Source organism: Pseudomonas sp. NPDC079086 (assembly GCF_044542155.1).
In the GTDB taxonomy this organism is placed as follows: domain Bacteria; phylum Pseudomonadota; class Gammaproteobacteria; order Pseudomonadales; family Pseudomonadaceae; genus Aquipseudomonas.
Genome location: NZ_JBITTY010000001.1, coordinates 1069138 through 1093200, shown reverse-complemented (window position 1 = coordinate 1093200; position 24063 = coordinate 1069138). Strand labels below are relative to the sequence as shown.

Sequence of the window (24063 nt, the reverse complement as noted above, 5' to 3'; positions counted from 1 at the left end):
ATGAAGATTCCCGCCTATTACGGCTTCTGGCATCACCTGGGCAGCTGGCTGCTGAAAACCAGCTCCTGGCTGGTGTTGCTGTTTTTGATCATGCCGATCCTGGTAATCATCCCACTGTCGTTCAACGTCGAGCCGTTCTTCAGCTTTACCGAAGGCATGCTTACCTTTCAGCCCGAGGCCTACTCGCTGCGCTGGTACAGCGCCATTTTCAGCGACGACAAGTGGCTGCTGGCGATCAAGAACAGCTTTGTGATCGGTTTCTTCGCCACCCTGCTGGCCACCTTACTTGGCACCTGCGCCGCCGTTGGCCTGGCCCGCGATGACATGCCGGCGCGGCGGTTGATTACCGCGCTGCTGCTGTCGCCGATGATCGTGCCGCTGATCATCACCGCCGCTGGCATGTTCTTCTTCTATTCCGACCTCGGCCTGGCCGGTAATTACCTCGGCGTGATCATCGCCCACGCAGCGCTGGGTACACCATTTGTGATCATCACCGTCACCGCAACCCTCACCGGTTTCGACTACAGCCTGGCTCGCGCGGCGCTGAACCTGGGCGCCACGCCGCTACGGGTGTTCTTCGACATCATCATGCCGCTGATCCGTCCCGGGGTAATTTCCGGCGCGCTGTTCGCCTTTATCACCTCGTTCGACGAGGTGGTGGTGATCCTGTTTATGGCTGGGCCGCAACAACGCACCATCCCTCGGCAAATGTTCTCGGGCCTGCGCGAGCAAATCAGCCCAAGTATTCTGGCCATCGCCACCCTGCTGATCCTGATGTCGATTGTCCTGCTGATCACCATCGAACTGCTGCGCCGACGCGCCACTCGCATGCGTGGCATCGAAGAGCTATAAGCAGGCCCCGACAACCCAGGTTACCGGGGCCTCGTCTCAGTAGATCCGCAGGCTGAGTTCATCGGCGAAGGGAAAGCCGTTACTGCCCGACGTCTCGAAGCGCAACTCTACTTCCACCGAAGTCGCCCCGGCCGGCACGCTGCCGTAGAGCTCACGGCTGAGCAACTGGCCGTCCCGCTCGGCAGTACTCAACGGCACAGTGGCGAAAAAACGCCCGCCGTCGCGGAACGCATCTAGCCCGGGCCAGGTGCTGGCGGTCACCGCCTTGGGGTAGCCGCTCTCGGCCTTATCGGTAATCAGGTTGTAGCGGATGTATTCGCCGCCATTGAACAGATAAGCCACGCCACTGTTGCGCTTGACCGCCGCACCGATGCCCAGCGGCCACTGCTGCACCCCGGACCAGGTAGCTCCGGAGAGGCTCAGCGGATAGTTCTTGTCAGCTTTGTCGCCCAGACTCAAGTTATAGCGCACATACTCGCCGTCCTTGAAGAAATACAGCTTGGAACCGTTGACCTCAAGCACACCGTCGAGGTCGCGCGCGCCACCCGCCAGACGCTCAAGCCCCGGCCAGTTACCTACGATTGGCTTCGGGTAGCCACTGTCGACCCGATCATTGGCGATATCGAAGCGCACATACTGCTCGCCCTTGAAGAAGTAGGCCTTACCGTTGCCGGCGTTGAACGCCGCATCGATATCGCGGGCGCCGCCGGCGAAGCCATCGAGACCGATCCAATTGCCGGCAATCGGCTTGGGATAACCCGGGTCGACACGGTCGCTGCGGTAGTTATAGCGGTAGTACTGATCACCGGCGAAGAAATACCCAGTGTCGTCATTCCAGTACAGCGAACTGCGTTTCTGCTCGCTGCGAAAACGCAACAGTACCCGAGCGTCATGGCGGCTGCCTGCGCTGGCGCCCAGTTGCGCATTGAGCAGGAACGGTCGCCCGGCGGCGTCGGCCGGCAGTTCGATGCGCTGAGTCAGCGAACCCTTGCCCTGACCAACGAACAACTGCCCCTGGCCACTCGGCAGCTCAGCGCGCGCACCGTAGTGCATCACCGTCTGTAGGCCACCCTTGATCCAACCGGCGATGTCAGGGTCATAGTTGAGGTCGCTGTGGGCCACACCGTACTCGGCGCCCGGGTTGCCCAGAAGGTTCTGACCGAAGGCGAATGTGCGGGCTTGTGGGTGTAGCCGCGAGCGGCCGTCGAGGTCCATCCCCTGAGTCGACACCCCTAGGTGCTCGAACAGCGTCGGCAGCACATCGACCTGGCGCAGCGGTTCACGCAGCGTGTTGCGCCCCAGTGCCGGAATCCCGGCGCCGCTCATTACCACCGCGACCTTACGGTGCTCCGGGCGGTTGCCTCCATGCCCGGTGCTGGAGCCACCGTGGTCCGTGCTTACGATAATCAGCCAGTTTTCCTCGGCGTAGCTGGGCCGCGCCTCAATGGCCTGCAAAAGCCGACCAAGCTCGGCGTCGGCACGGTCCATGGCCTGGATGTACTGTGGCGTATCGGAATGAAAGCCATAGCCGTGGCCAGCCTCGTCGACGCCATAGAAATAGGTGCTGAGCACATCGAGGTCGGCACGGTTGCGCAGCCAGTCTTCGGCCTGGGCGAACAACACTGGGTCGTTAGCTTCCGGGCCGTCAAACTTGAGGTCAGCCTGTGGTTGCATCTGGTTGTACAGGGGCCCCCAGTTGTAGGCATAGGCAGTAACCAGCTGCGGTTTACGCTGCTCGATCAGACTGAGAAAGTGCGGATACTGGCCATAGTTTTTGCCGGCAAAGCTGTTGTCACGCACCCCGTGCTTGTCGCGCTCCACTCCCATAAATAGGGTCGACCAGCCGGGACCACTCATTGAGGTATCCGGTGCCCAACCGCCGTCGGTGTACACGCCATCGGCAATCAAACGCTCCAGGTTGACCATGTGCGCACTTGCAATGGCATCGGCCTTAAAGCCATCGATGCCGAAGAACAGCACCTTGTTGTTGCCGGCTTCGGCCTGGGCGGTCAGTAAGCTGGCGGCGGTAAGCGCCAACAGGCCCCCCACGGTTTTCGTTGCAGTCATGTCGCTTCCTTAGATTGTTGTAGATAAGGTTGGCCGAGACAGACGGCAGGCTTGTCTCGCGCTGGCCTATACCAGCGCGTCCTGATTGCGCAGACATGACAGCCGCGGCGGTGCCGATGAACCTTTGATGACCGAGCGGTCTTTCGCGCGCCCCCGCACAAAAATGCTTGCCCCTGCGCGCACTGCGCCACCACCTGGCCTTTCGCCCCGAGGCACCTGCGATTAGAATCGGCCTTCTCCAGCCTCACCTAGGCGGACTTATAGCCCGGCCATGCCAGCGCCCACCCCGCGCAAGGCAGCGCCCCAGCCCTGTAAATGCACACTTGCGTTTGCCTTGGGCCAGATCCCGGCTCACCATACGCACCAACAGCCCGTTGCCCGCACAGCACCAGTGCCTGTGCACGCGTGACCTGATTAGCCTTTGCAGGATTGACCGCCATGCCTGATTACCGCTCGAAGACATCCACCCACGGCCGCAATATGGCCGGCGCCCGCGCCCTGTGGCGTGCCACCGGGATGAAGGATGAAGACTTCAAAAAGCCGATCATCGCCATTGCCAACTCCTTCACCCAGTTCGTACCTGGCCACGTGCACCTGAAGGACATGGGCCAGCTGGTCGCCCGCGAGATCGAAAAACACGGCGGCGTGGCTAAAGAATTCAATACCATCGCTGTCGATGACGGCATCGCCATGGGCCACGACGGCATGCTCTATTCGCTGCCAAGCCGCGAGATCATTGCCGACTCCGTGGAGTACATGGTCAACGCCCACTGCGCCGACGCCATCGTCTGCATCAGTAACTGCGACAAGATCACCCCCGGCATGCTGCTGGCATCGCTGCGCCTGAACATCCCGGTGATCTTCGTCTCCGGCGGGCCGATGGAAGCGGGCAAAACCAAGCTGGCCAGCCACGGCCTGGACCTGGTCGACGCCATGGTGATCGCCGCAGACGACACGGCCAGTGACGAAAAAGTCGCCGAATACGAGCGCAGCGCCTGCCCGACCTGCGGCAGCTGCTCCGGCATGTTCACCGCTAATTCGATGAACTGCCTGATGGAAGCCCTGGGCCTGGCCCTGCCGGGCAACGGTTCGACCCTGGCCACCCACAGCGACCGCGAACAGCTGTTCCTGCAAGCCGGGCGTACCGCCGTCGAGCTGTGCAAACGCTACTACCAGGATGGCGACGAGTCGGCCCTGCCGCGCAACATCGCCAACTTCAAGGCGTTCGAAAACGCCATGACCCTCGACATCGCCATGGGTGGTTCAACCAATACCATCCTCCACCTGCTGGCCGCTGCTCAGGAAGGCGAAGTCGATTTCGATCTGCGCGACATCGATCGCCTGTCACGCAAAGTACCGCAGCTGTGCAAAGTCGCGCCGAACATCCAGAAGTACCACATGGAAGACGTGCACCGCGCCGGCGGTATCTTCAGCATTCTCGGCTCCCTGGCCCGTGGCGGCCTACTGCACACCGACCTGCCGACCGTGCACAGCGCCACCATGGCCGAAGCCATCGCCAAGTGGGACATCACCCTGACCGATGATGAAGCCGTGCACACGTTCTTCCGTGCAGGCCCAGCCGGCATCCCGACCCAGACTGCGTTCAGCCAGAGCACGCGCTGGGACACCGTGGATGACGACCGTGAAAACGGCTGTATCCGCAGCGTCGAGCATGCGTATTCGCAAGAAGGCGGCCTGGCCGTGCTCTACGGCAACATCGCGCTCGACGGCTGTGTTGTGAAAACCGCTGGTGTGGATGAGTCCATCCATGTATTCGAAGGCACCGCGAAAATCTTCGAAAGCCAGGACAGCGCCGTGCGCGGCATCCTCGCCGACGAAGTGAAGGAAGGCGACATCGTCATCATCCGCTACGAAGGCCCGAAAGGCGGCCCAGGCATGCAGGAAATGCTCTACCCAACCTCGTACCTGAAATCCAAAGGCCTGGGCAAAGCCTGCGCCCTGCTCACCGACGGCCGTTTCTCCGGTGGCACCTCCGGCCTGTCCATCGGCCACGCCTCGCCGGAAGCCGCAGCCGGCGGTGCCATCGGTTTGGTCCGCGAAGGCGACAAGATCCTGATCAACATCCACGAGCGCTCGATCAACCTGCTGATCAGCGATGAAGAGCTGGCCGCACGCCGCGTTGAACAGGACAAGAAAGGCTGGAAGCCGGTGGAAGTGCGCCCGCGCAAAGTCACCACAGCACTCAAGGCCTACGCTCTGCTCGCCACCAGCGCCGACAAGGGCGCAGTGCGTGACAAGGCCCTGCTGGACAAGCTGGTGCCGTAAGCCAACATGCAGCAAACAAAAGCCCGGCCTAGTGCCGGGCTTTTGTTTTCAGCTGACGCCCATGTAGCGCCCGGCGCGGTGATTGATCGCCAGCACCATATTCAGCGCCAGCGCGCCGAGAATCGACAGTGCCACTTTATCCAACGGCACGACCAGCACCGCCCCCAGCACGATCAGCACATCGATGCCCATCTGCACCTTGCCCGCGCGCAGGCCGAAACGCTCCTGCAGGTATAGCGCGAGGATGTTCACCCCGCCGAGGCTGGCGCGGTGGCGGAACAGCATCAGCAACCCCAGGCCCATGGCAAAACCACCGAACAGCGCGGCATAGACCACATTCAGATGGGTAAAACCGATCCAATGCGGGGTCAGCTCTGCCAGAAGAGAAACCATGCCTACCGCGCAGAAGGTGCGCAGGGTGAACGGCCAGCCCATGCGCCAGATGGCCAAGGCATAAAACGGCAGGTTGATCAGAAAGAACACCAAACCGAACGGCCAACCGAGTAGGTACTTCATCAAAAAGGCTAAGCCAACGGTGCCACCCGTCAGCAACCCGGCCTGGCTATAGAGGGTAATGCCAAGGGCCACCATGGCCGTACCCAGCAACAGCGCCAGGCCGTCTTCCCAGAGTGGATGGCGAATAAAGATCGCGGCAATACGATCCGGCTCGGCGTGATCGGCATCAGCGTCATGCATAGGGAACAACCTGTAAAAGGCAAGCGGCAATAGACAGCGTAGCGGCCAGCAAGACATCGCCTGAAATGCTTTTAACGCTACGCAACAATGACCCGCAGGGTGGCACGCCCTATCGGCGCCCACCCTGGCGGAAATCAATGCAGTACTGAAAAACTCAGCCCGAACGGGCTATTTGCGGTCCCACACCTCGAACACATAGCCGGGGGTTTCCAGCCCTTCCGGATGTTCGATAGCGGACGACAGGTGCCAATCGGCCTCGGCGACCTCGGGGAAGTAGGCATCACCCTGGGGGCTGATGCCAACGCGAGTCAGGTACAGACGCTCGGCCTGGGCCAAGCCCAGTTCGTACAACTGCGCACCGCCAATCAGCATCAACTCCTCGGCGTCTTCCTCGCGCGCCCAGGCGTCGGCGCGCTCAAGCGCCGCGTCCAGGCTGGCGAACACTTCCGCCCCCTCCAGTTGCAAGCCTGGCTGGCGGCTAACCACTAGGTTGAGACGACCTGGCAGGGGCCGGCCGAGAGAATCCCAGGTCTTGCGACCCATGATGATCGGCTTACCCAAGGTCAGTGCCTTGAAGTGCTTGAGATCCGCCGGCAGATGCCAGGGCAGTTGGTTATCGCGGCCGATCACGCGGTTCTCCGCGAGAGCAGCAATCATGCAAAGGGGAAGTGAATTTTTCATAGCCGCGAGAATACCGCCTGCGCTGCGATCATTGAAGCCTTCCCTCCGTTCAGTTCACTCAACCGTCCTGACGCTTACCCACCACGCGGTTACGCCCCTGTTCCTTCGCCAGGTACAGCGCCACATCCGCCAGACGCAAAGCATCGCCAAAGCTCTGATGTGGCTGCGGTGTAAGGTAGGCCATGCCGATGCTCAACGTGACGACACCGGCGGCATCTGAATGTGCATGAGCCAGACCAAGGGCTTCGATGGCACTGCGAATGTCCTGCAGAATCGCCATCAGCTGCTCTTCCGCCAGGCCAAACCAGATCCCCACAAACTCCTCACCGCCATAACGCGCCGTAAAGTCCAATGGTCGCCGGGCATGCTCACCAATCACTCGGGCGACCTGACGCAGTGCCTCATCACCCGCGGCGTGGCCGTAGTGATCGTTGTAGCGTTTGAAGAAGTCCACATCCATCATCACCACGCCCAAGGCCTGCTTCTCCCGCTGCGCCTGACGCCAGCTGCGCTCGGCACGCTCGGTAAAGGCGCGACGATTGAGCAGCCCGGTGAGGAAGTCCTTCTCGGCCAGATCCTGCAGCAGGCCATGGGCAAGGAAATTCTGCCGCGTGGCATATTCCAGGGAATAGCAGCCCACCGAACCGATGATATTGGCCAGGGCCAGAAACAAGGCATTGTTCAGCAGCATCTCGCCCGCCAGACCGATGCTCAATTCCACAGCCAGGTACGCGATGAAGGTCAGCCAGCCGCACAACACGGCGGTAGTAAAGCGCAGGCCGGTGAGAAAGTAGAAGAACACGGTAACGAGGATGATGCCCTCATAGGGCAACGCAAAGCTGTGATAACGGGCCAGACCGATAATGCCCGCCACTGCCAGCCCGGAGAGCAACGCCACAATACCGCCGATCAGCTGCAGGTGATCACGCAAGCCCGGCCGATAGGTCGCCAGCCAGGCCAGAAGCAGCATCGGCTGAATCACCCCCAGGCGCAGGGCGAGTATCCGGCCGCGCAATGGGTCCGGCAGATTGATCGCATCCAGCAGGACAAACAACAGCGCGAGCAGCGTCGCCACCAGCAACGACCAGCGCATACGCCGCAAAAACACGTTGGCGTGATAGCGCTTGAACGCTTGCTCCAGCTCGCCGTCGAAGCTAAGTGTGCGAAAGCCTTGCTGATGCTGACGCAGGTACGGCGAGTCCTGATTGACCCACTCCAGGTGCGGTAAATTCACGATGGCACTCGCTTTTATTGTTATGTCTCAGTGCAGCCGCTATGGCTCGAATTGGCAGAAACCGTAGCGACATCTGGCCAGACTAGCTGGACTGAGCAAAAGAGTACGCGCGCGCACTGCCGTGCCATTCAAAGACCGCTGCGGTTATCCTCGACCTTCCACTTGCTAACGGAACACCGTGTGAGCTCACTTGAGAAACCTATGCCCAGCCGCCTGCATCGCCTCTGGCTAAGCGAAACCATCCGTCTACGCGAGGAGCATGCCGGCCCCCTGGATGACAGCGAGGCCAATCGCCGCGCACAGGCACAAGGCGACGCACTTAGCGAACGTATCCAGACCCGCGCCTGGCTGCTGGGCGAACGCGATGGACAGGTGCAGGCGCTGCAGCATTGGTTGCAGGGCGCACGCCTGGCCGGACTGCTGTTTTTACTGCTATCCATTCTTAGCGGCAGCGGTCTAGCTGTGGCGGCCTTGGGCGACGGCTTACGCCCAGTCAATGTGTTCTGGGCCCTGGGCAGCCTGCTTGGGCTCAATCTGATCCTGCTGCTCGGCTGGGCACTGGGTCTGCTGCTGAGCCGTGACAGTGCCGGCGCACTCGGGCATCTATGGTTGTGGCTGAGCGCCAAGCTCGCCCGCGACGCCCAAGCGGCGCAGCTGGCGCCGGCATTACTGTTGATGCTGCAACGCCAACGCCTAAGCCGCTGGGGCCTAGGCATACTCGCGCACGGCTTCTGGCTACTGACCCTGCTCACTGCACTGCTGACCCTACTGGCCTTGCTGGCAACTCGGCGTTACGGCTTTGTTTGGGAAAGCACCCTGCTCGGCGGCGATAGCTTCATCGCCCTCACTCAAGCCCTCGGCAGCCTACCGGCGCTACTCGGCTTCAGCCTGCCGGACGCCGAACTGATCCGCGCCAGCGGCGACAGCGCACTGGCCAACGAAAGCGCGCGACTGAGCTGGGCTGGCTGGCTGGTGGGTGTGCTGGTGGTCTACGGCGTGCTGCCACGCCTCGGCCTACTGCTGCTCTGCCTATGGCGCTGGCGACGTGGCTGTGCCGCGCTGAGCCTGGACCTCAACTTGCCCGGTTACAGCCTGCTGCGTGAGCGCCTGCAACCGAGCAGCGAACGCCTCGGCGTATGCGATGCCGCGCCCACACAGCTGCATCAGCCCCTGGCAGGCCATAACGCTTTCGATAGTCAGGGCGCATTGCTTGTGGGGGTGGAGCTGGACCCACAGCGCAATTGGCCCCCCGTGCTACCCAAAAGCATCGGCAATGCCGGCGTGATCGACAGCCGCGAACAACGCAAACAACTGCTCGACCAGCTCAGCCGCTTTCCCCCGGCGCGCCTGCTGATCGCCTGTGACCCACGCCGCTCCCCAGACCGAGGCAGCCTGGCGCTGCTCGGCGAGCTGGCACGCACAGCAGGCAGCACACGTATCTGGCTGCTGCCACCCGCGCCGGGCGAAGCCCTCGACAGCGCGCGCTTGAGCGACTGGCACAGTGCACTGGATCAACTGCAACTGCAGCATAGCGATAGCCTGCCGCTCAGCTGGCTGGAGCATGGCCATGACTAAACCGCTAAAACTGGCCGTGGTCGGCCATACCAATGTCGGCAAAACCTCGTTGCTGCGCACGCTGACCCGTGACGTCGGCTTCGGTGAAGTCTCCCATCGCCCCAGCACCACCCGCCATGTCGAAGGTGCACGCCTGTCAGTAGACGGCCAGGCATTGCTGGAGCTGTACGACACGCCGGGACTGGAAGATGCCATCGCCCTGCTCGATTATCTGGAACGCCTGGATCGCCCCGGCGAACGCCTGGACGGCCCAGCCCGCCTGGCACGTTTTCTCGAAGGCAGCGAAGCGCGCCAGCGTTTCGAACAGGAAGCCAAGGTGCTACGCCAACTGCTCGCATCCGATGCCGGCCTGTATGTGATCGACGCCCGCGAGCCGGTGCTGGCCAAATACCGCGATGAGCTGGCCGCGCTGAGCATGTGCGGCCGGCCGCTACTACCGGTGCTGAATTTCGTCAGCAGCAGCCAGCACCGCGAACAGGACTGGCGTGATGCCCTGGCTCGCCTGGGCCTGCATGCATTGGTGTGCTTCGACAGCGTGGCCCCGCCGCTGGATGGCGAACGCCGCCTGTATGACAGCCTGGCGCTGCTGCTGGAAAAAGCGCGGCCACAACTGCAAAGGCTGATCGACGATCACCAGGCGCAACGGCAACGGCGTCGCAGCAGCGGTACACGGCTGATCGCCGAACTGCTGCTGGACTGCGCCGCCTGCCGACGCAGCGTGGCCGCACAGCAGGTGCTGGAGCAAGGCGCGATCCGCGAGCTGCACCAAACCATTCGCCAGCGCGAGCAACGCTGCGTGGAAGCCCTGCTGCGTCTATATGCCTTCCGCCAGGACGATGCGCACGCCACTGACCTGCCATTACTCGACGGCCGCTGGGGCGACGACCTGTTCAACCCGGAAACCCTCAAACAACTCGGTCTCAACGTAGGCGGAGGTATGGCGGCGGGCGCTGCTACGGGCCTGGGAGTCGATCTGCTGGTGGGCGGCATTACCCTTGGCGCGGCTGCCGCACTCGGCGCGCTGATCGGTGGCAGCGCGCAGACCTTACGCACTTACGGCTCGCGCTTAAAAGACAAACTCAAGGGCCAACGCGAACTGACCGTGGATGACGCCGTGCTGCGCCTACTCGCCCTGCGCCAACAACTGCTGCTGCAAGCACTGGAAGCGCGCGGCCATGCCGCCGTCGAATCCATCAACCTGGCCGCGCCGCAGGACGCCAGCTGGCGTGAAGGCAAGCTGCCGGATGCCCTGCACAGAGCTCGCGCCCACCCCGAATGGTCATCGCTCAACCCCGGCGCGCAACTTCAGCACAGCGAACGGGAAATGCAACTCAACACACTGGCCGCCACGCTGCTAAGCAACGAATAAGCCCCTGGTTCAGGGCTCACCCAGATACAGTCGCTGCACCTTGCCCCACTCGTCCTCGCCGAGCGCACGCAGCAACTCCAGGTTGATGCGTTCGCGATATGGGCTGCCACTGGCCAGCGCAAACGCATAGGACTGGTTCTCGAACGTACCGGACAGCAAACGCAGACCACCTTGATTCAGCTCACCATTGCGGTACTGCATGATCGGCAAGTCATACACCACCGCCTCCGCCTCGCCCTGCTGTACCGCGCGCATGGCGGTAATCAGGTTGGGATAATTACTGTGACGAATGCGCTGACTTTCCAGGTAGAGCGCGCCAGAGGTATTGTCGACGCTCGCCACATGGGCACGACGCAAGTCTTCCGGGCCCTGGATGCCACCCTGTAGGTTACCTACAGTCAGCATGCTGGCAACGGCCGCAGTAAAGGTCGACACCATGATCAAACCGGCAAACATCCACACGAGCCCGACCAAACGCCCACCGAGCGTAACTGGCGCTTTATCGCCATAACCGACAGTGGTCATGGTGACCGCTGCCCACCAGAAGCTGGAGCCCAGGCCTTGCACCGGCGTACCGCCAAACTGTTCATGGTTATTGCGCCGTTCGAACAACCAGACCAAGGCGCCAACCAGCAACAATAAGGCTGCCAGACCGAAAATCAGGCTAAGAAACTGCCAGGAGAACAACCCTCTGAGCACCATCCAGCCACTTTTTTCACCGTCATGCAGCACGCCAATAGCCAGGCCGGTGCGATAGAAGGGGTGGGTAAAGTCGAAGCGTTCTTCACGCTCGGCGGTCATCGTCAGCGCGCCAACCACCACGTCTAACTTGCCGTCTTCAAGGCTAGGCAGCAAACGCTCGAACGGCATGGGCAGCAGTTCGAAACGATAGCCCGCGGTGCTGGCCACCGTATTCCACAAGTCGATGCTGATGCCGCGCCAGCTACCATCCGGCTCCTTGATCACGAACGGCGGCACCTCGGTGATGCCCACCCGCAGCACTGGCTCGCTCGGTTCTGCTGCCATGGCATTCAGCCCCAGCAGCATCAGCCACAAGACGATCAGGACTCTCGGCATGCGTTGTTCCCCCAACTAAAAAACTTCAGGGTAACAAAAACCGCCGCGTCATCCGGGAATCAGACCGCCACTGGCGCACTGATGTGCGGATGCGCCTGATAACCCAGTAGCTCGAAGTCCTCGAATTTGAAGGCCAGAATGTCCTTCACCTCGGGATTGAGCTTCATCACCGGCAGCGGCAGCGGCTCGCGGGTCAGCTGCAGGTCGGTCTGCTCAATATGGTTGGCGTACAGGTGGCAGTCGCCACCGGTCCAGACGAAGTCGCCGGGTTGCAGCCCACACACTTGAGCCACCATCAGGGTCAGCAAGGCATAGCTGGCAATGTTGAACGGTACGCCGAGGAAAATATCCGCCGAGCGCTGGTACAACTGGCAACTGAGTTTGCCGTCTGCCACATAGAACTGGAACATGGTGTGGCACGGCGGCAGGGCCATCTGATCGACCAGTGCCGGATTCCAGGCTGAAACGATTAGCCTGCGTGAATCCGGGTTCTTCTTGATCATTTCGATCAGCTTGCTGATCTGATCAATCGACTCGCCGTTCGGCGCCGGCCAGCTGCGCCATTGATAACCGTACACCGGGCCAAGGTCGCCGTTTTCGTCGGCCCACTCGTCCCAGATACGTACGCCGTTATCCTTCAGGTACTTGATGTTGGTGTCGCCCTGCAGAAACCACAGCAGCTCGTGAATGATTGATTTCAGGTGACACTTCTTAGTGGTCACCAGCGGGAAGCCATCGGCCAGATTGAAGCGCATCTGGTGGGCGAAGATGCTGTAGGTGCCGGTGCCGGTGCGGTCACTCTTGAAGGTACCGGTCTCGCGCACCAGGCGCATCAGGTCAAGGTACTGCTGCATTACACGGCCTCCTGCGCAGCCTGACGCTTGTAGGCGTAGGTAATCAGACCAAGGCCGGCGAGGATCATCGGCACACAGAGTACTTGGCCCATAGTCAACCAACCGCCCGCCAGGTAACCGAGCTGGGCATCCGGCACGCGAACAAATTCGACGATAAAACGGAAAATCCCGTAGCACACCGCGAACATGCCGGACACCGCCATAGTCGGGCGCGGTTTGCGCGAGTAGAACCAGAGAATGACGAACAGCGCCACGCCTTCCAGAGCGAACTGATACAGCTGCGATGGATGGCGTGCCAGTTGCTGCGGATCGGTAGGGAAAACCATTGCCCAAGGCAAGTCAGTGGCTTTGCCCCATAGCTCGGCGTTGATGAAATTACCGATGCGCCCAGCACCCAGACCAATCGGTACCAGCGGCGCGATAAAGTCCATCAACTCGAAAAAGCTCTTACCGTTGCGCTTACCGAACCACCAGGTAGCCAGCATCACGCCGATCAAACCGCCGTGGAACGACATGCCGCCTTCCCATATACGCAACATGCGGATCGGTTCAGCGATATAGGCCGCCAAGTCATAGAACAGCACGTAACCCAGACGCCCGCCGAGAATTACCCCCATCGCCACCCAGAACACTAGGTCGGAGAGCTTTTCCTTGTTCCAGCTTGAGTCGAACCGCTCCAAGCGGCGCGAAGCCAGCAGCCACGCACCACCGATGCCGATCAGGTACATCAGGCCATACCAATGAATTTTCAGCGGGCCAAGGGCCAGTGCAACAGGGTCGATCTGCGGGTAAGGCAGCATTTCAATTCCTCAAATCAGAAAGCTCAGGCCCACGCTAAATAGCAGCAAGGCAAATAGACGCTTGAGCAGACGCGGCGACAGCTTGTGTGCCAAACGCGCACCTACTCGGGCAAAAAACATGCTGGGAATGGCAATCCCGACCAACGCCGGCAAGTAGACAAAACCCATACTCCACTCGGGCAGCTCAGGTTTATGCCAACCCAACCAGATAAAACTCAAGGCGCTGGCCACAGCAATCGGCAAACCGCAGGCCGAAGACGTCGCCACCGCCTCACGCATGGACACGCTGCGCCAGGTCAGGAATGGCACGGTCAGTGAACCGCCGCCGATGCCGAAGATCGCCGAAGCCCAACCAATCACCATACCGGCCACAGTCAGGCCAGGCTTGCCTGGGACAGTACTACTGGCTTTGGGTTTCAGTTCCAAGGCCATCTGCACGGCAATGATGATCGCGAATACGCCAATGATCTTCTGCAACATCGGCCCCTGGATGGCTGCAGCGGTCTTCGCACCAATAGCTGCACCGAGCAGGATGCCGAGGGTCATCCAGGCAAACACCGGCCACAGCACGGCACCTTTACGGTGATGCTCGATTACTGAGTTGATCGAGGTAAAGATGATGGTTGCCAACGAGGTGCCGACGGCCAGATGCGTCAAGACTGAAGGATCGACGCCTTGCGCAGCAAAACTTAGCACCAGCACCGGCACGATGATAATGCCGCCGCCCACGCCAAATAACCCGGCCAAGGTTCCCGCAGCAGCCCCCAAGACTAAATACAGCAGCAGTTCCATCAGCACCCCCGCAAACAATCACGCATGGTAACGGATGCACAGGGCCGGACTCTACTTTGGGCGATGGATGTCCTTACGGCCTTTGCGTACAGTGCCAGGACTCTCTAAGGAATAGAGCACCGTGCGCCCGACCCTGTACCTGAAGCTGAGCTGCAACCAAATGCACCTGACGCACCTGCAAAGTGGCCGCGAACTGCACCTGCAAGCTGATCCTGCGTTCAGCAATCAGCGCCTGCTGGTGGCGGATTTTGCCGCCGCGCAGCAACTGCTGCAGCGCGGCCTTGATGAACTACTGCCCAAGCGTTTTTTGCGCCTGAGCCGACCACCGCAGCTGCTGATTCAACCGCTGGAGCGATTGGAGGGCGGCCTTTCGCAGGTTGAGGAGCGCATCCTGCTTGAACTCGGCCTGGGTTGCGGCGCGCGCAAGGTGCGCCTGCACCTAGGCGGCGAACTGGACAGCGCCGGCGTGCTGGCGAAGTTAAGGAGCTAACCCATGTGCCTGATCGTTCTGGCCTGGCGACCGGGCCATGCCCAGCCGCTGCTGCTGGCCGCCAACCGCGATGAGTTCTATGAGCGCCCCAGCCAGCCACTGTCCGAGTGGCCCGATATGCCGGGGGTGATTGCCGGGCGCGACCTGCAGGCCGGCGGTACCTGGCTGGGCGTCGGCCCTGGCGGGCGCTTTGCCGCTCTGACCAACATTCGCGACCCCGGCCAAGCACAGGGCGGCCGCTCACGAGGCGAACTGCCGGTGGCCTTTCTCGCCGGTAGCCACAGCGTCGAACGTTTTCTGCATGAGCTGCACGAACAGCGCCGGCACTACAACGGCTTTAACCTGCTGCTAGGTGACAGTCAGCAACTCTGGCACTTCAATTCCCTGACCGGACACGCCACGCCATTGACGGAAGGCGTGTACGGCCTGTCGAATGCCGACCTGGACACGCCTTGGCCCAAGCTGCAACGGGCCAAGCAGGCACTGCACAACAGCTTGCATGAGCCACAGCCACAGACGCTGTTCAAGCTGCTTGCCGACCCCACCCGCGCAGCGGACGCTGAGCTGCCGCAAACCGGCATAGGCCTGACCGGCGAACGTCTGCTCTCCAGCGTGTTTATTGCCAGCGTGACCTACGGCACCCGTGCCAGCACTGCCTTGATCGTCAATGCCGACGGCAGCCGCGTGCTGGCCGAGCGCACGTTCGGCAGCAATGGCAGCTGTTTAGGAGAGGTTGTACTGACCTGCTGAAGCCGTTAGCGGTGCACTCATGCTGGTCAGCAGGTATCAGGCCTGGATATCCGATGCAGGATTGATCATACGGCCCAGGCCGAGGTTGCGCAGGGCCAGTTGCAGAGTGCTGTGGATCACCTGCGGATTGTCGATACTCATCACCTGACTGAGCAACTCCTGGGCCTTGCCCATGCTGATCTGCCGCAACAACCACTTAACTTTGGGCAGGTTAGTGGCGTTCATCGACAGGCCATCAAAGCCCATCGCCATCAGCAATACCGCCGCAGCTGGATCACCGGCCATCTCGCCGCAGATGCTTACTGGCTTGCCTTCGGCATGGGCGCCGGCCACCACAAGGCGTAGCGCCTGCAGCACTGCCGGATGGAGGAAGTCATAGAGGTCGGCGACCCGTGGGTTGTTGCGATCCACAGCCAGCAGATATTGGGTCAGGTCATTCGAGCCGACCGAGAGAAAGTCGACTTGGCGTGCCAGCTCGCGCACCTGATAGACCGCCGCAGGAATCTCGATCATCACCCCGACCGGAGGCAGCGGCACGTCGGTGCCTTCATCACGCACCTCACCCCAGGCGCGGTGAATCAGGTGCAGTGCTTCTTCCAGCTCCTGAATCCCGGAAATCATCGGCAGCAGGATGCGCAGGTTGTTCAGCCCTTCGCTGGCCTTGAGCATGGCGCGGGTCTGCACCAGGAAGATTTCCGGGTGATCGAGGGTGACGCGGATGCCACGCCAACCAAGGAAGGGGTTGTCTTCCTTGATCGGGAAATAGCTAAGCGCCTTGTCGCCGCCGATATCCAGGCTGCGCATGGTCACCGGCAGCGGGTGGAAGGCGGCCAGTTGCTCGCGATAAATCGCCAGCTGCTCCTTCTCGCTGGGGAAGCGCTCCTTGATCATAAACGGCACTTCGGTGCGGTACAGGCCAACGCCTTCGGCACCGCGCTCCTGGGCGCGCTTTACATCGGCGAGCAGGCCGGTGTTGACCCACAACGGCATGCGGTGGCCGTCGAGGGTTTCGCACGGCAAGGCACGCAGTGCATCAAGGCCCTGGGCCAACTGGCGCTCTTCCTCGACCACTTCGGCGTATTGCTTGCGCAATACCTCGCTGGGGTTGGTAAAGACCTCACCGTGGTAGCCGTCGACGATCAGCTGAATACCGTCGATCTTCGAATACGGCAGGTCGACCGCGCCCATCACCGTGGGAATACCCATGGCGCGGGCAAAGATCGCCACATGCGAGTTGCCTGAGCCCTGCACCGAAACCAGGCCAACCAGCTTGCCTTCCGGCACCTCGCCGAGCATCGCCGGCGACAGCTCTTCGCTGACCAGAATGCAGTTGTCTGGATAGATCAACGTCTGCTGACGCGCCTGCTGCAGATAGGCGAGCAAGCGCCGGCCGAGGTCTTTGACGTCGCTGGCACGCTCACGCAGGTAAGCGTCGTCCATCAGTTCGAAACGATTGATGTGTTCGCCAATCACCTGGCGCAGTGCGCCCTGCGCCCATTGACCGGTACGGATGACCTTGACCACCTCGTTACCCAGGGCGGCATCTTCCAGCATCATCAGGTAGACATCGAACAGCGCGCGCTCTTCCGGACGCAGCTGGGTGGCCATCTTCGCCGACAGCGCGCGCATGTCGCTGCGTACACCTTCCAGGGCGTTATTGAACAGAGTCAGCTCGGCGGCGATGTCATCGACGCTTTTATCCGGCACCACTTCCAGGTCGGCCGGCGGCAATACCACCACCGCCGTACCCACGGCGGCGCCAGGCGAGCCAGGCACGCCGATAAACTTGGCTTCCTGAATACCTTTACCCTGCCGCCCCAGACCGCGAATCGAGCCCGTGGCCTCGGCGTGGGCGATAACCCCGGCAAGCTGGGCGCTCATAGTCACCAGAAAGGCTTCTTCACCTTCGTCGAACTGGCGCTGTTCTTTCTGCTGGATGACCAATACACCCATCACCTTGCGGTGGTGAATGATCGGTGCACCAAGGAATGAGGCGTAACGCTCCTCGCCGGTCTCGGCAAAGTAGCGGTAACGCGGGTGTTCGGAGGCATGTTCGAGGTTAAGCGGTTCCTCGCGGGTACCGACCAGGCCGACCAGCCCCTCGTTAAGGGCCATGCTGACCTTGCCGATGGCTTTCTTGTTCAAGCCCTCGGTGGCCATCAGCACAAAGCGATTGCTTTCCGGGTCAAGCAGGTAGACCGAGCAGACCTGGCTGCCCATGGCCTCGCGCACTCGCTGCACGATAATGCCCAGCGCCGCCTTGAGGTCCTTGGCGGCGTTTACTTCCTGGACAATCTTGCGCAGCGTATTGAGCATGCTTGGCTCTAGCCTGTATTAGTCCCGTGCCAGAAGGCGCGGAGCGAGTTCCTTGAGGGCGCGACGGTAAACCTCGCGCTTAAATGTCACCACCTGGCCCAGCGGGTACCAATAACTGACCCAGCGCCAGCCGTCGAACTCCGGCTTGCCGGTCAGGTCCATGCGCACCCGATCTTCTGCGCCGGTCAAACGCAGGAGGAACCATTTCTGTTTCTGCCCGATGCACAGCGGCTGGCTGTGCGTGCGCACCAGGCGCTGGGGCAGACGATAACGCAACCAGCCCCGGGTGCAGGCGAGAATTTTCACATCCTGCTGTTCCAGGCCAACTTCTTCATTCAATTCGCGGTACAGCGCTTCTTCCGGCGACTCATGGTCATTGATCCCGCCTTGCGGGAACTGCCAAGCGTCCTGGTTTATCCGACGCGCCCACAGCACCTGGCCGACATCATTGGTCAGAATGATGCCGACATTAGGGCGAAAACCATCAGGATCGATCACGGCGCACAACCTCGTAAACGCATGTTTTGGCATTGTTCCACAAAGGCCGCGGCAGCAGCAACGCGAGCGGCCCGTGTAATAGGAAAGCCTTATAAAAGCCGTTAATCTGGCCGCCTTTATTAGGTTTTAAGAAAAGGTGCCCCGTGCGTTTGGCTTTATTCGATCTCGACAACACCCTGCTCGGCGGCGACAGCGACCACGCCTGGGGCGACTACCTGTGTGAGCGCGGTATCCTCGACGGGATTGCTTACAAGGCGCGCAATGATGACTTCTATCAGGATTACCTGGCCGGCAGCCTGAACATCACCGACTACCTGAACTTCAGCCTGGAAATCCTCGGCCGCACGGAGATGGCTCAGCTGGAGCAGTGGCACCGCGAATTTATGCGTGACTGCGTCGAACCAATCATCCTCACCAAGGGCGAAGCGCTGTTGGCCGAACACCGCGAAGCCGGTGACAAGCTGCTGATCATCACCGCGACCAACCGCTTCGTCACCGCACCGATTGCCGCACGCCTGGGCGTCGACACCCTGCTGGCGACTGAGTGCGAAATGGCTGACGGCCGCTATACCGGACGCACCACTGATGTGCCGTGCTTCAAGGAGGGCAAGGTCACCCGACTCAACCGCTGGCTCGGCGAAACCGGCCTGAGCCTGGCTGACAGCAGCTTCTACAGCGACTCGTTGAATGACCTGCCGCTGCTGGAGCAAGTCACCCGCCCATTCGCCGTCGACCCCGACCCGAAGCTGCGCGCCGAAGCGGAAAAACGCGGCTGGCCAGTTATTTCGCTGCGCTAAATTCGCCGCAAATAAAAACGCCGCCTGATCAGGCGGGGTTTTTATTTGAGTGCTGATCAGGCCGGTTTGGCGCCCATCAGCCCCATAATCACCAGTAGCAGCAATACGATCAGCCCGGCATACAGCGCACAGAAGCGCAGCAGCTTGATCGGGGCTGGACTGTCGCCCAATACCTGCCAGGCCGCCAGACGACCATTGAGTAGCAGACCGAACAGCACCAGTACGCCGAACAGCACGCTACTGGCAAGCAGCCAGGTCTGCCCCAGCGGGAAACCAGCAAGATTGACCAGCCACCAGCCGCTGACCGGCAGGCTTAGGGCCAGCAGGCCAAATACCGGTAGGCTAATCAGTCGGGTGCGTTTGAGTTTGCGCTGCAGCACGGCGCTATCCCCAGCGCGCGCGGCCTTCCACAGCATAAACACATGAGCCAGCACGCCCAGCAACAACAGCACGCCCGGTGCGCTGTGGAGAATTTTCAGCAGTTGGTAATGTTCCATCGATTCAGCTCCTGCCGATTAGCCTAAAAAGAGTTTGTACGCCGGATTATCGCTCTCATCCCAATAGGGGTAGCCGATGGCTTCCAGCGCTGCGGGCACAAGGTGACGCTCCGCTTGCGGCACTTGCAGCCCCGCGACTACACGACCATCGGCAGCGCCATGGTTGCGGTAGTGGAACATCGAGATGTTCCAGCGCCCACCTAATTTCTGTAAGAAATTAAACAACGCACCCGGGCGCTCGGGAAACTCGAAGCGGTAAACGCACTCATCCGGCACCGCCGCGGCATGACCGCCGACCATATGACGAATATGCAGCTTGGCCAGCTCGTTGTCGGTTAGATCCAGCACCGGGAAACCCTGCTCACGCAGGCCCTGCACCAGCGCGGCACGCGGGTCACTTTCCGGGTGGGTCTGCACGCCAACAAAGATGTGCGCCTCCTTATCCTCGTGATAGCGGTAATTGAACTCGGTTATCTGCCGCTTGCCGATGGCTTCGCAGAACGCCTTGAAGCTGCCCGGTTGCTCGGGGATGGTCACGGCAATGATCGCTTCGCGCTTCTCGCCCAGCTCGGCGCGCTCGGCGACGTGGCGCAGGCGGTCGAAGTTGACGTTAGCGCCCGAATCGATGCCCACCAGTACCTGGCCGCTGCAGCCTTCGCGCTCCACGTATTTCTTGATTCCGGCGACGCTCAGCGCGCCAGCCGGCTCGGTGATCGAACGGGTGTCATCGTAGATGTCCTTGATCGCTGCACAGATCTCGTCGGTGCTGACAGTAATCACCTCGTCGACATAGTCTTTGCACACATCAAAGGTGTGCTGACCGATCTGCGCCACGGCCACGCCATCGGCAAATAGCCCGACCTGCGGCAAGACCACACGCTCGCCGGCGGCCATGGCGGCCTGCAGGCAGTTGGAGTCATCCGGCTCGACGCCGATGATCTTGATTTCCGGGCGCAGGTATTTCACATAGGCCGCGATTCCCGCGATCAGCCCACCGCCGCCGACCGGAACGAAAATCGCATCGAGTTGGCCCGGCTGCTGACGGAGAATTTCCATGGCTATGGTGCCCTGGCCGGCAATGGTGTGCGGATCATCGTAGGGATGGATATAGATGTAGCCCTTCTCGTCGACCAACTTCAGCGAATAGGCCAGCGCCTCAGGAAAGCTGTCACCGTGCAGCACCACTTTGCCGCCACGTGAGCGCACGCCCTGCACCTTGATCTCTGGAGTGGTCTTGGGCATCACGATAGTGGCTTTAACCCCCAACACCTTCGCAGCCAACGCCAGACCCTGGGCATGGTTACCGGCAGATGCGGTGACCACACCACGGGCCTGCTCTTCGGCCGTTAGCTGCGCCAGCTTGTTATAAGCACCACGGATCTTGAACGAGTACACCGGCTGCAAGTCTTCGCGCTTGAGCAGAATCTGGTTACCCAGGCGCTCGGAAAGCTGGTTGGCGGCTTGCAGCGGAGTTTCCACCGCCACGTCATAGACGCGCGAGGTGAGGATCTTCTTAACGTACTGTTCGAGCATGGCGGGCATCGCAGGCGGCTTTTCAGGGAGTCAGCGAGTCTACCCCAGCGTTGCGCCGAACGACCATACAAGCAGACCACGCGAGAGCTACTGCGCTCGGTGATGCGGCGTTAAAAACAGGTTCGGAATGCTCACGTACAACAGTACACTCCGCTTCCTCGCCGTTTTGACCAGCCGAAGGCTGTTACTAACGTAGCGCCTTGCCTGACCTTCGCTCGCTACGCTCTCACGTGGCCTGACAGGCAGGGTTTTAACGTCGCCGGCCCAGCCGCGCTATAATTCGCGCCTTTCCTCACTCTCACGCCAGGCCCACGATGAACCAGGATCAACTCAAGCAAGCCGTCGCCCAGGCTGCCGTCGACTTTATTCTCCCCAAACTCGACGCCAAGAGTGTGATCGGCGTAGGCACCGGCTCCACTGCCAATTGCTTTATCGATGCCCTGGCCAAGCACAAGATGGAGTTCGACGGTGCCGTCGCCAGCTCCGAAGCCACCGCCGCACGCCTCAAGGGCCACGGCATTCCAGTGTATGAGCTGAACACCGTCAGCGACATGGAGTTCTATGTCGACGGCGCCGACGAGAGCGATGAGCACCTCAACCTGATCAAGGGCGGCGGGGCGGCCCTGACCCGGGAGAAGATCGTTGCTGCCGTGGCGCAGACCTTTATCTGCATCGCCGATGCCAGCAAGCTGGTACCAGTGCTGGGCGCCTTCCCCCTGCCAGTGGAAGTGATCCCGATGGCGCGTAGCCATGTGGCTCGCCAGCTGGTCAAACTTGGCGGCGACCCGGTGTACCGCGAAGGCGTGGTGACCGATAACGGCAATATCATCCTCGACGTGTTCAACCTGTCGATCACCAACCCGGCCGAGCTGGAAAGCCAGATCAACGCCATCGTCGGCGTGGTCACCAATGGCCTGTTCGCTGCTCGCCCGGCCGACCTGCTGCTGCTTGGTACGGCTGAAGGGGTAAAAACCCTCAAGCGCGCCTGACGCCAAGAGCGGCAATAATTGGCGGCTGTGCGAAAATGGATCAAGTCGGCAGACAGCTCGCGCCCTTGGCGTCATGCTGCTGATATTGCTTAATTATCAGGATCGTCAGGGAGTTTTATGTCCGCATTCGTCTCGTCCGCCCATGATCGCCAGCTCGAGCTCGCCGACCTGCTGCGTGAACTGGTCACCCAAGGCCGGACCAATCAGGACAATGCAGAGCAATGCCTGGCAATCCGTCGCAGCGCAGTGAACAACCAGCAGCACCCGCTGGAATTTCTCGCTGCTCAGCAACTCGATGACCTCAAACATCCGGGCAAAAAGCTCGAGCTGGAAACGCTGACCAGCTGGCTGGCGGAACAATGCGGCCAGCCCTTTCTGCGCATTGACCCACTGAAAATCGATGTCTCGGCCATTACTCCGCTGATGTCCTACGCCTTCGCCCAGCGTCACAAGATTCTTGCCGTAGCGGTAGACACCGACAGCGTGACCATTGCCAGCAGCCAGCCACTGGTCAATAGCTGGGAAGCCAACCTGATTCATGTACTTAAGCGCCCGATCAAGCGTGTGGTGGCCAGCCCGACAGATATCCAGCGCTTTACCGTAGAGTTCTATCGCCTGGCCAAATCGGTCAGCGGTGCCTCGGCCGGTGAGATGAAAATCAGCGGGGGCGGTAACTTCGAGCAACTGCTCAACCTCGGCGCCCAGGATCAGGAGCCCGATGCCAACGACGCGCATATCGTCAATATCGTCGACTGGCTGTTTCAATACGCCTTCACTCAACGCGCCAGTGATATTCATATCGAGCCGCGCCGCGAGCAGGGCAGCGTGCGCTTTCGCATCGACGGCGTGCTGCACACCGTCTACCAATTCCCGCCCCAGGTGACCATGGCCATCGTCAGCCGCCTGAAAAGCCTCGGGCGAATGAACGTTGCAGAAAAACGCAAACCCCAGGACGGCCGGGTCAAGACCAAGACCCCGGACGGCGGCGAGGTGGAGCTGCGCCTGTCGACCCTGCCCACCGCCTTTGGCGAAAAAATGGTGATGCGGATTTTCGACCCGGAAGTGCTGTTGAAAAGCTTCGACCAGTTGGGTTTCTCCGCTGATGATCTGAAGCGCTGGAAGAGCATGACCAGCCAGCCCAACGGCATCATCCTGGTCACCGGGCCGACTGGATCGGGCAAGACCACCACGCTGTACACCACGCTCAAGCAACTGGCCACGCCGGAAGTGAACCTCTGCACCATCGAAGACCCAATCGAGATGGTCGAGCCGGCATTCAACCAGATGCAGGTGCAACACAATATCGACCTGACCTTCGCCAGCGGCGTGCGCGCGCTGATGCGCCAGGACCCGGACATCATCATGGTCGGCGAAATCCGCGACCTAGAAACCGCCGAAATGGCCATTCAGGCGGCGCTCACCGGCCACCTGGTCCTCTCCACCCTGCACACCAACGACGCGCCTAGTGCCATCACCCGCCTGCTGGAACTGGGCGTGCCGCACTACCTGCTCAAGTCCACCTTGCTCGGCGTAATGGCGCAGCGCCTAGTGCGCACTCTGTGCCCGCATTGCAAGGCACCGCAGACACTGGATGAAGACGACTGGCAAAGCCTGACCAAACCCTGGAACGCACCGTTACCAACCCAGGCCTGCAGCGCTGTCGGCTGCCTGGAATGCCGCGACACCGGCTACCGCGGCCGCGCTGGGGTGTATGAGATCATGCTAATCAATGACGCGATGAAACCGCTGATTACCGCCGATACCGATCTGATTGCGCTGCGTCGGCATGCGTTCAAAGAAGGTATGCGCAGCCTGCGCCTATCCGGCGCGCAGAAAGTCGCTGCCGGCCTGACTACCATCGAGGAAGTGCTGCGCGTGACCCCTCAGAGCGAGCAGAAATAGCCTTAGCC

At 61.0% G+C, this 24063-nt stretch carries 21 protein-coding genes; 9 read left to right on the top strand and 12 right to left on the bottom strand.

Going from position 1 to position 24063, the window contains the following annotated elements:
* Entirely contained in the window at window positions 1–852 is an 852-nt protein-coding gene (locus ACIGEK_RS05175; protein WP_397492259.1) for an ABC transporter permease, read from the top strand.
* Between the two features lie 36 nt (window positions 853–888).
* Here ACIGEK_RS05175 and ACIGEK_RS05170 read toward each other — a convergent pair whose 3' ends face one another.
* Entirely contained in the window at window positions 889–2919 is a 2031-nt protein-coding gene (locus ACIGEK_RS05170) for a hemopexin repeat-containing protein (protein WP_397492258.1), read from the bottom strand.
* Between the two features lie 438 nt (window positions 2920–3357).
* Between ACIGEK_RS05170 and ilvD the strand changes: the two genes are divergently transcribed.
* Complete coding sequence (gene ilvD / locus ACIGEK_RS05165) at window positions 3358–5205, top strand: dihydroxy-acid dehydratase (protein WP_397492257.1); 1848 nt, start codon at window positions 3358–3360, stop codon at window positions 5203–5205.
* 48 nt (window positions 5206–5253) lie between these two features.
* Here the strand turns inward: ilvD and ACIGEK_RS05160 are convergent, their stop codons facing one another.
* From ACIGEK_RS05160 to ACIGEK_RS05150, 3 genes are all read right to left on the bottom strand, one after another.
* Window positions 5254–5901 carry a YitT family protein gene (locus ACIGEK_RS05160; RefSeq protein ID WP_397492256.1) on the bottom strand — a complete coding sequence of 216 codons (648 nt, stop codon included), beginning with the start codon at window positions 5899–5901 and terminating at the stop codon, window positions 5254–5256.
* Between the two features lie 168 nt (window positions 5902–6069).
* On the bottom strand, window positions 6070–6582 hold the full coding sequence (locus ACIGEK_RS05155; RefSeq protein ID WP_397492255.1) for a dihydrofolate reductase: 513 nt from the start codon (window positions 6580–6582) through the stop codon (window positions 6070–6072).
* A gap of 58 nt (window positions 6583–6640) precedes the next feature.
* Window positions 6641–7816, bottom strand: coding sequence for a diguanylate cyclase (locus tag ACIGEK_RS05150; protein WP_397492254.1), 1176 nt, complete (start codon window positions 7814–7816; stop codon window positions 6641–6643).
* 201 nt (window positions 7817–8017) lie between these two features.
* On the opposite strand from ACIGEK_RS05150, the gene ACIGEK_RS05145 reads away from it, so the two are divergent.
* The gene (locus ACIGEK_RS05145; protein WP_397492253.1) at window positions 8018–9391 is read left to right on the top strand and encodes a DUF2868 domain-containing protein; all 1374 of its coding nucleotides are present in this window, start codon (window positions 8018–8020) and stop codon (window positions 9389–9391) included.
* On the top strand, window positions 9384–10760 hold the full coding sequence (locus ACIGEK_RS05140; protein WP_397492252.1) for a DUF3482 domain-containing protein: 1377 nt from the start codon (window positions 9384–9386) through the stop codon (window positions 10758–10760). The genes ACIGEK_RS05145 and ACIGEK_RS05140 overlap by 8 nt, the downstream gene beginning before the upstream one ends.
* A 9-nt stretch (window positions 10761–10769) precedes the next feature.
* Here ACIGEK_RS05140 and ACIGEK_RS05135 read toward each other — a convergent pair whose 3' ends face one another.
* From ACIGEK_RS05135 to ACIGEK_RS05120, 4 genes are read right to left on the bottom strand one after another with little or no spacing between them, the layout of a single operon-like run.
* Window positions 10770–11837, bottom strand: a complete 1068-nt coding sequence (locus ACIGEK_RS05135) for a transporter substrate-binding domain-containing protein (RefSeq protein ID WP_397492251.1) — start codon at window positions 11835–11837, stop codon at window positions 10770–10772.
* A gap of 59 nt (window positions 11838–11896) precedes the next feature.
* Complete coding sequence (locus tag ACIGEK_RS05130; protein WP_397492250.1) at window positions 11897–12691, bottom strand: thymidylate synthase; 795 nt, start codon at window positions 12689–12691, stop codon at window positions 11897–11899.
* On the bottom strand, window positions 12691–13491 hold the full coding sequence (gene lgt, locus ACIGEK_RS05125; protein WP_397492249.1) for a prolipoprotein diacylglyceryl transferase: 801 nt from the start codon (window positions 13489–13491) through the stop codon (window positions 12691–12693). Before lgt ends, ACIGEK_RS05130 begins: the two co-directional genes overlap by 1 nt.
* Window positions 13492–13500: 9 nt before the next feature.
* Entirely contained in the window at window positions 13501–14283 is a 783-nt protein-coding gene (locus ACIGEK_RS05120; protein WP_397492248.1) for a sulfite exporter TauE/SafE family protein, read from the bottom strand.
* Between the two features lie 121 nt (window positions 14284–14404).
* Here ACIGEK_RS05120 and ACIGEK_RS05115 point away from each other — a divergent pair, with 121 nt between their 5' ends.
* Window positions 14405–14773 carry a hypothetical protein gene (locus tag ACIGEK_RS05115; RefSeq protein ID WP_397492247.1) on the top strand — a complete coding sequence of 123 codons (369 nt, stop codon included), beginning with the start codon at window positions 14405–14407 and terminating at the stop codon, window positions 14771–14773.
* 3 nt (window positions 14774–14776) lie between these two features.
* Entirely contained in the window at window positions 14777–15523 is a 747-nt protein-coding gene (locus ACIGEK_RS05110; RefSeq protein WP_397492246.1) for an NRDE family protein, read from the top strand.
* 36 nt (window positions 15524–15559) lie between these two features.
* Here the strand turns inward: ACIGEK_RS05110 and ptsP are convergent, their stop codons facing one another.
* Both ptsP and ACIGEK_RS05100 read right to left on the bottom strand, forming a co-directional pair.
* On the bottom strand, window positions 15560–17839 hold the full coding sequence (gene ptsP, locus ACIGEK_RS05105; RefSeq protein ID WP_397492245.1) for a phosphoenolpyruvate--protein phosphotransferase: 2280 nt from the start codon (window positions 17837–17839) through the stop codon (window positions 15560–15562).
* 18 nt (window positions 17840–17857) lie between these two features.
* The gene (locus ACIGEK_RS05100; RefSeq protein ID WP_108487934.1) at window positions 17858–18337 is read right to left on the bottom strand and encodes an RNA pyrophosphohydrolase; all 480 of its coding nucleotides are present in this window, start codon (window positions 18335–18337) and stop codon (window positions 17858–17860) included.
* A gap of 143 nt (window positions 18338–18480) precedes the next feature.
* On the opposite strand from ACIGEK_RS05100, the gene ACIGEK_RS05095 reads away from it, so the two are divergent.
* Entirely contained in the window at window positions 18481–19134 is a 654-nt protein-coding gene (locus ACIGEK_RS05095; RefSeq protein WP_397492244.1) for an HAD family hydrolase, read from the top strand.
* 56 nt (window positions 19135–19190) lie between these two features.
* On the opposite strand, the gene ACIGEK_RS05090 is transcribed toward ACIGEK_RS05095, so the two are convergent.
* Both ACIGEK_RS05090 and ilvA read right to left on the bottom strand, forming a co-directional pair.
* Window positions 19191–19631 (bottom strand): DUF2269 family protein, encoded by a 441-nt coding sequence (locus tag ACIGEK_RS05090; RefSeq protein WP_397492243.1) that lies wholly within the window; start codon window positions 19629–19631, stop codon window positions 19191–19193.
* An 18-nt stretch (window positions 19632–19649) separates the two neighbouring features.
* A complete protein-coding gene (ilvA, locus tag ACIGEK_RS05085; protein ID WP_397492242.1) occupies window positions 19650–21164 on the bottom strand; it encodes a threonine ammonia-lyase, biosynthetic in 1515 nt (504 codons plus the stop codon).
* 314 nt (window positions 21165–21478) lie between these two features.
* Here ilvA and rpiA point away from each other — a divergent pair, with 314 nt between their 5' ends.
* Both rpiA and ACIGEK_RS05075 read left to right on the top strand, forming a co-directional pair.
* A complete protein-coding gene (rpiA, locus tag ACIGEK_RS05080) occupies window positions 21479–22153 on the top strand; it encodes a ribose-5-phosphate isomerase RpiA (RefSeq protein WP_397492241.1) in 675 nt (224 codons plus the stop codon).
* 117 nt (window positions 22154–22270) lie between these two features.
* Entirely contained in the window at window positions 22271–24055 is a 1785-nt protein-coding gene (locus ACIGEK_RS05075) for a GspE/PulE family protein (RefSeq protein ID WP_397492240.1), read from the top strand.
* Window positions 24056–24063: the final 8 nt, after the last annotated feature.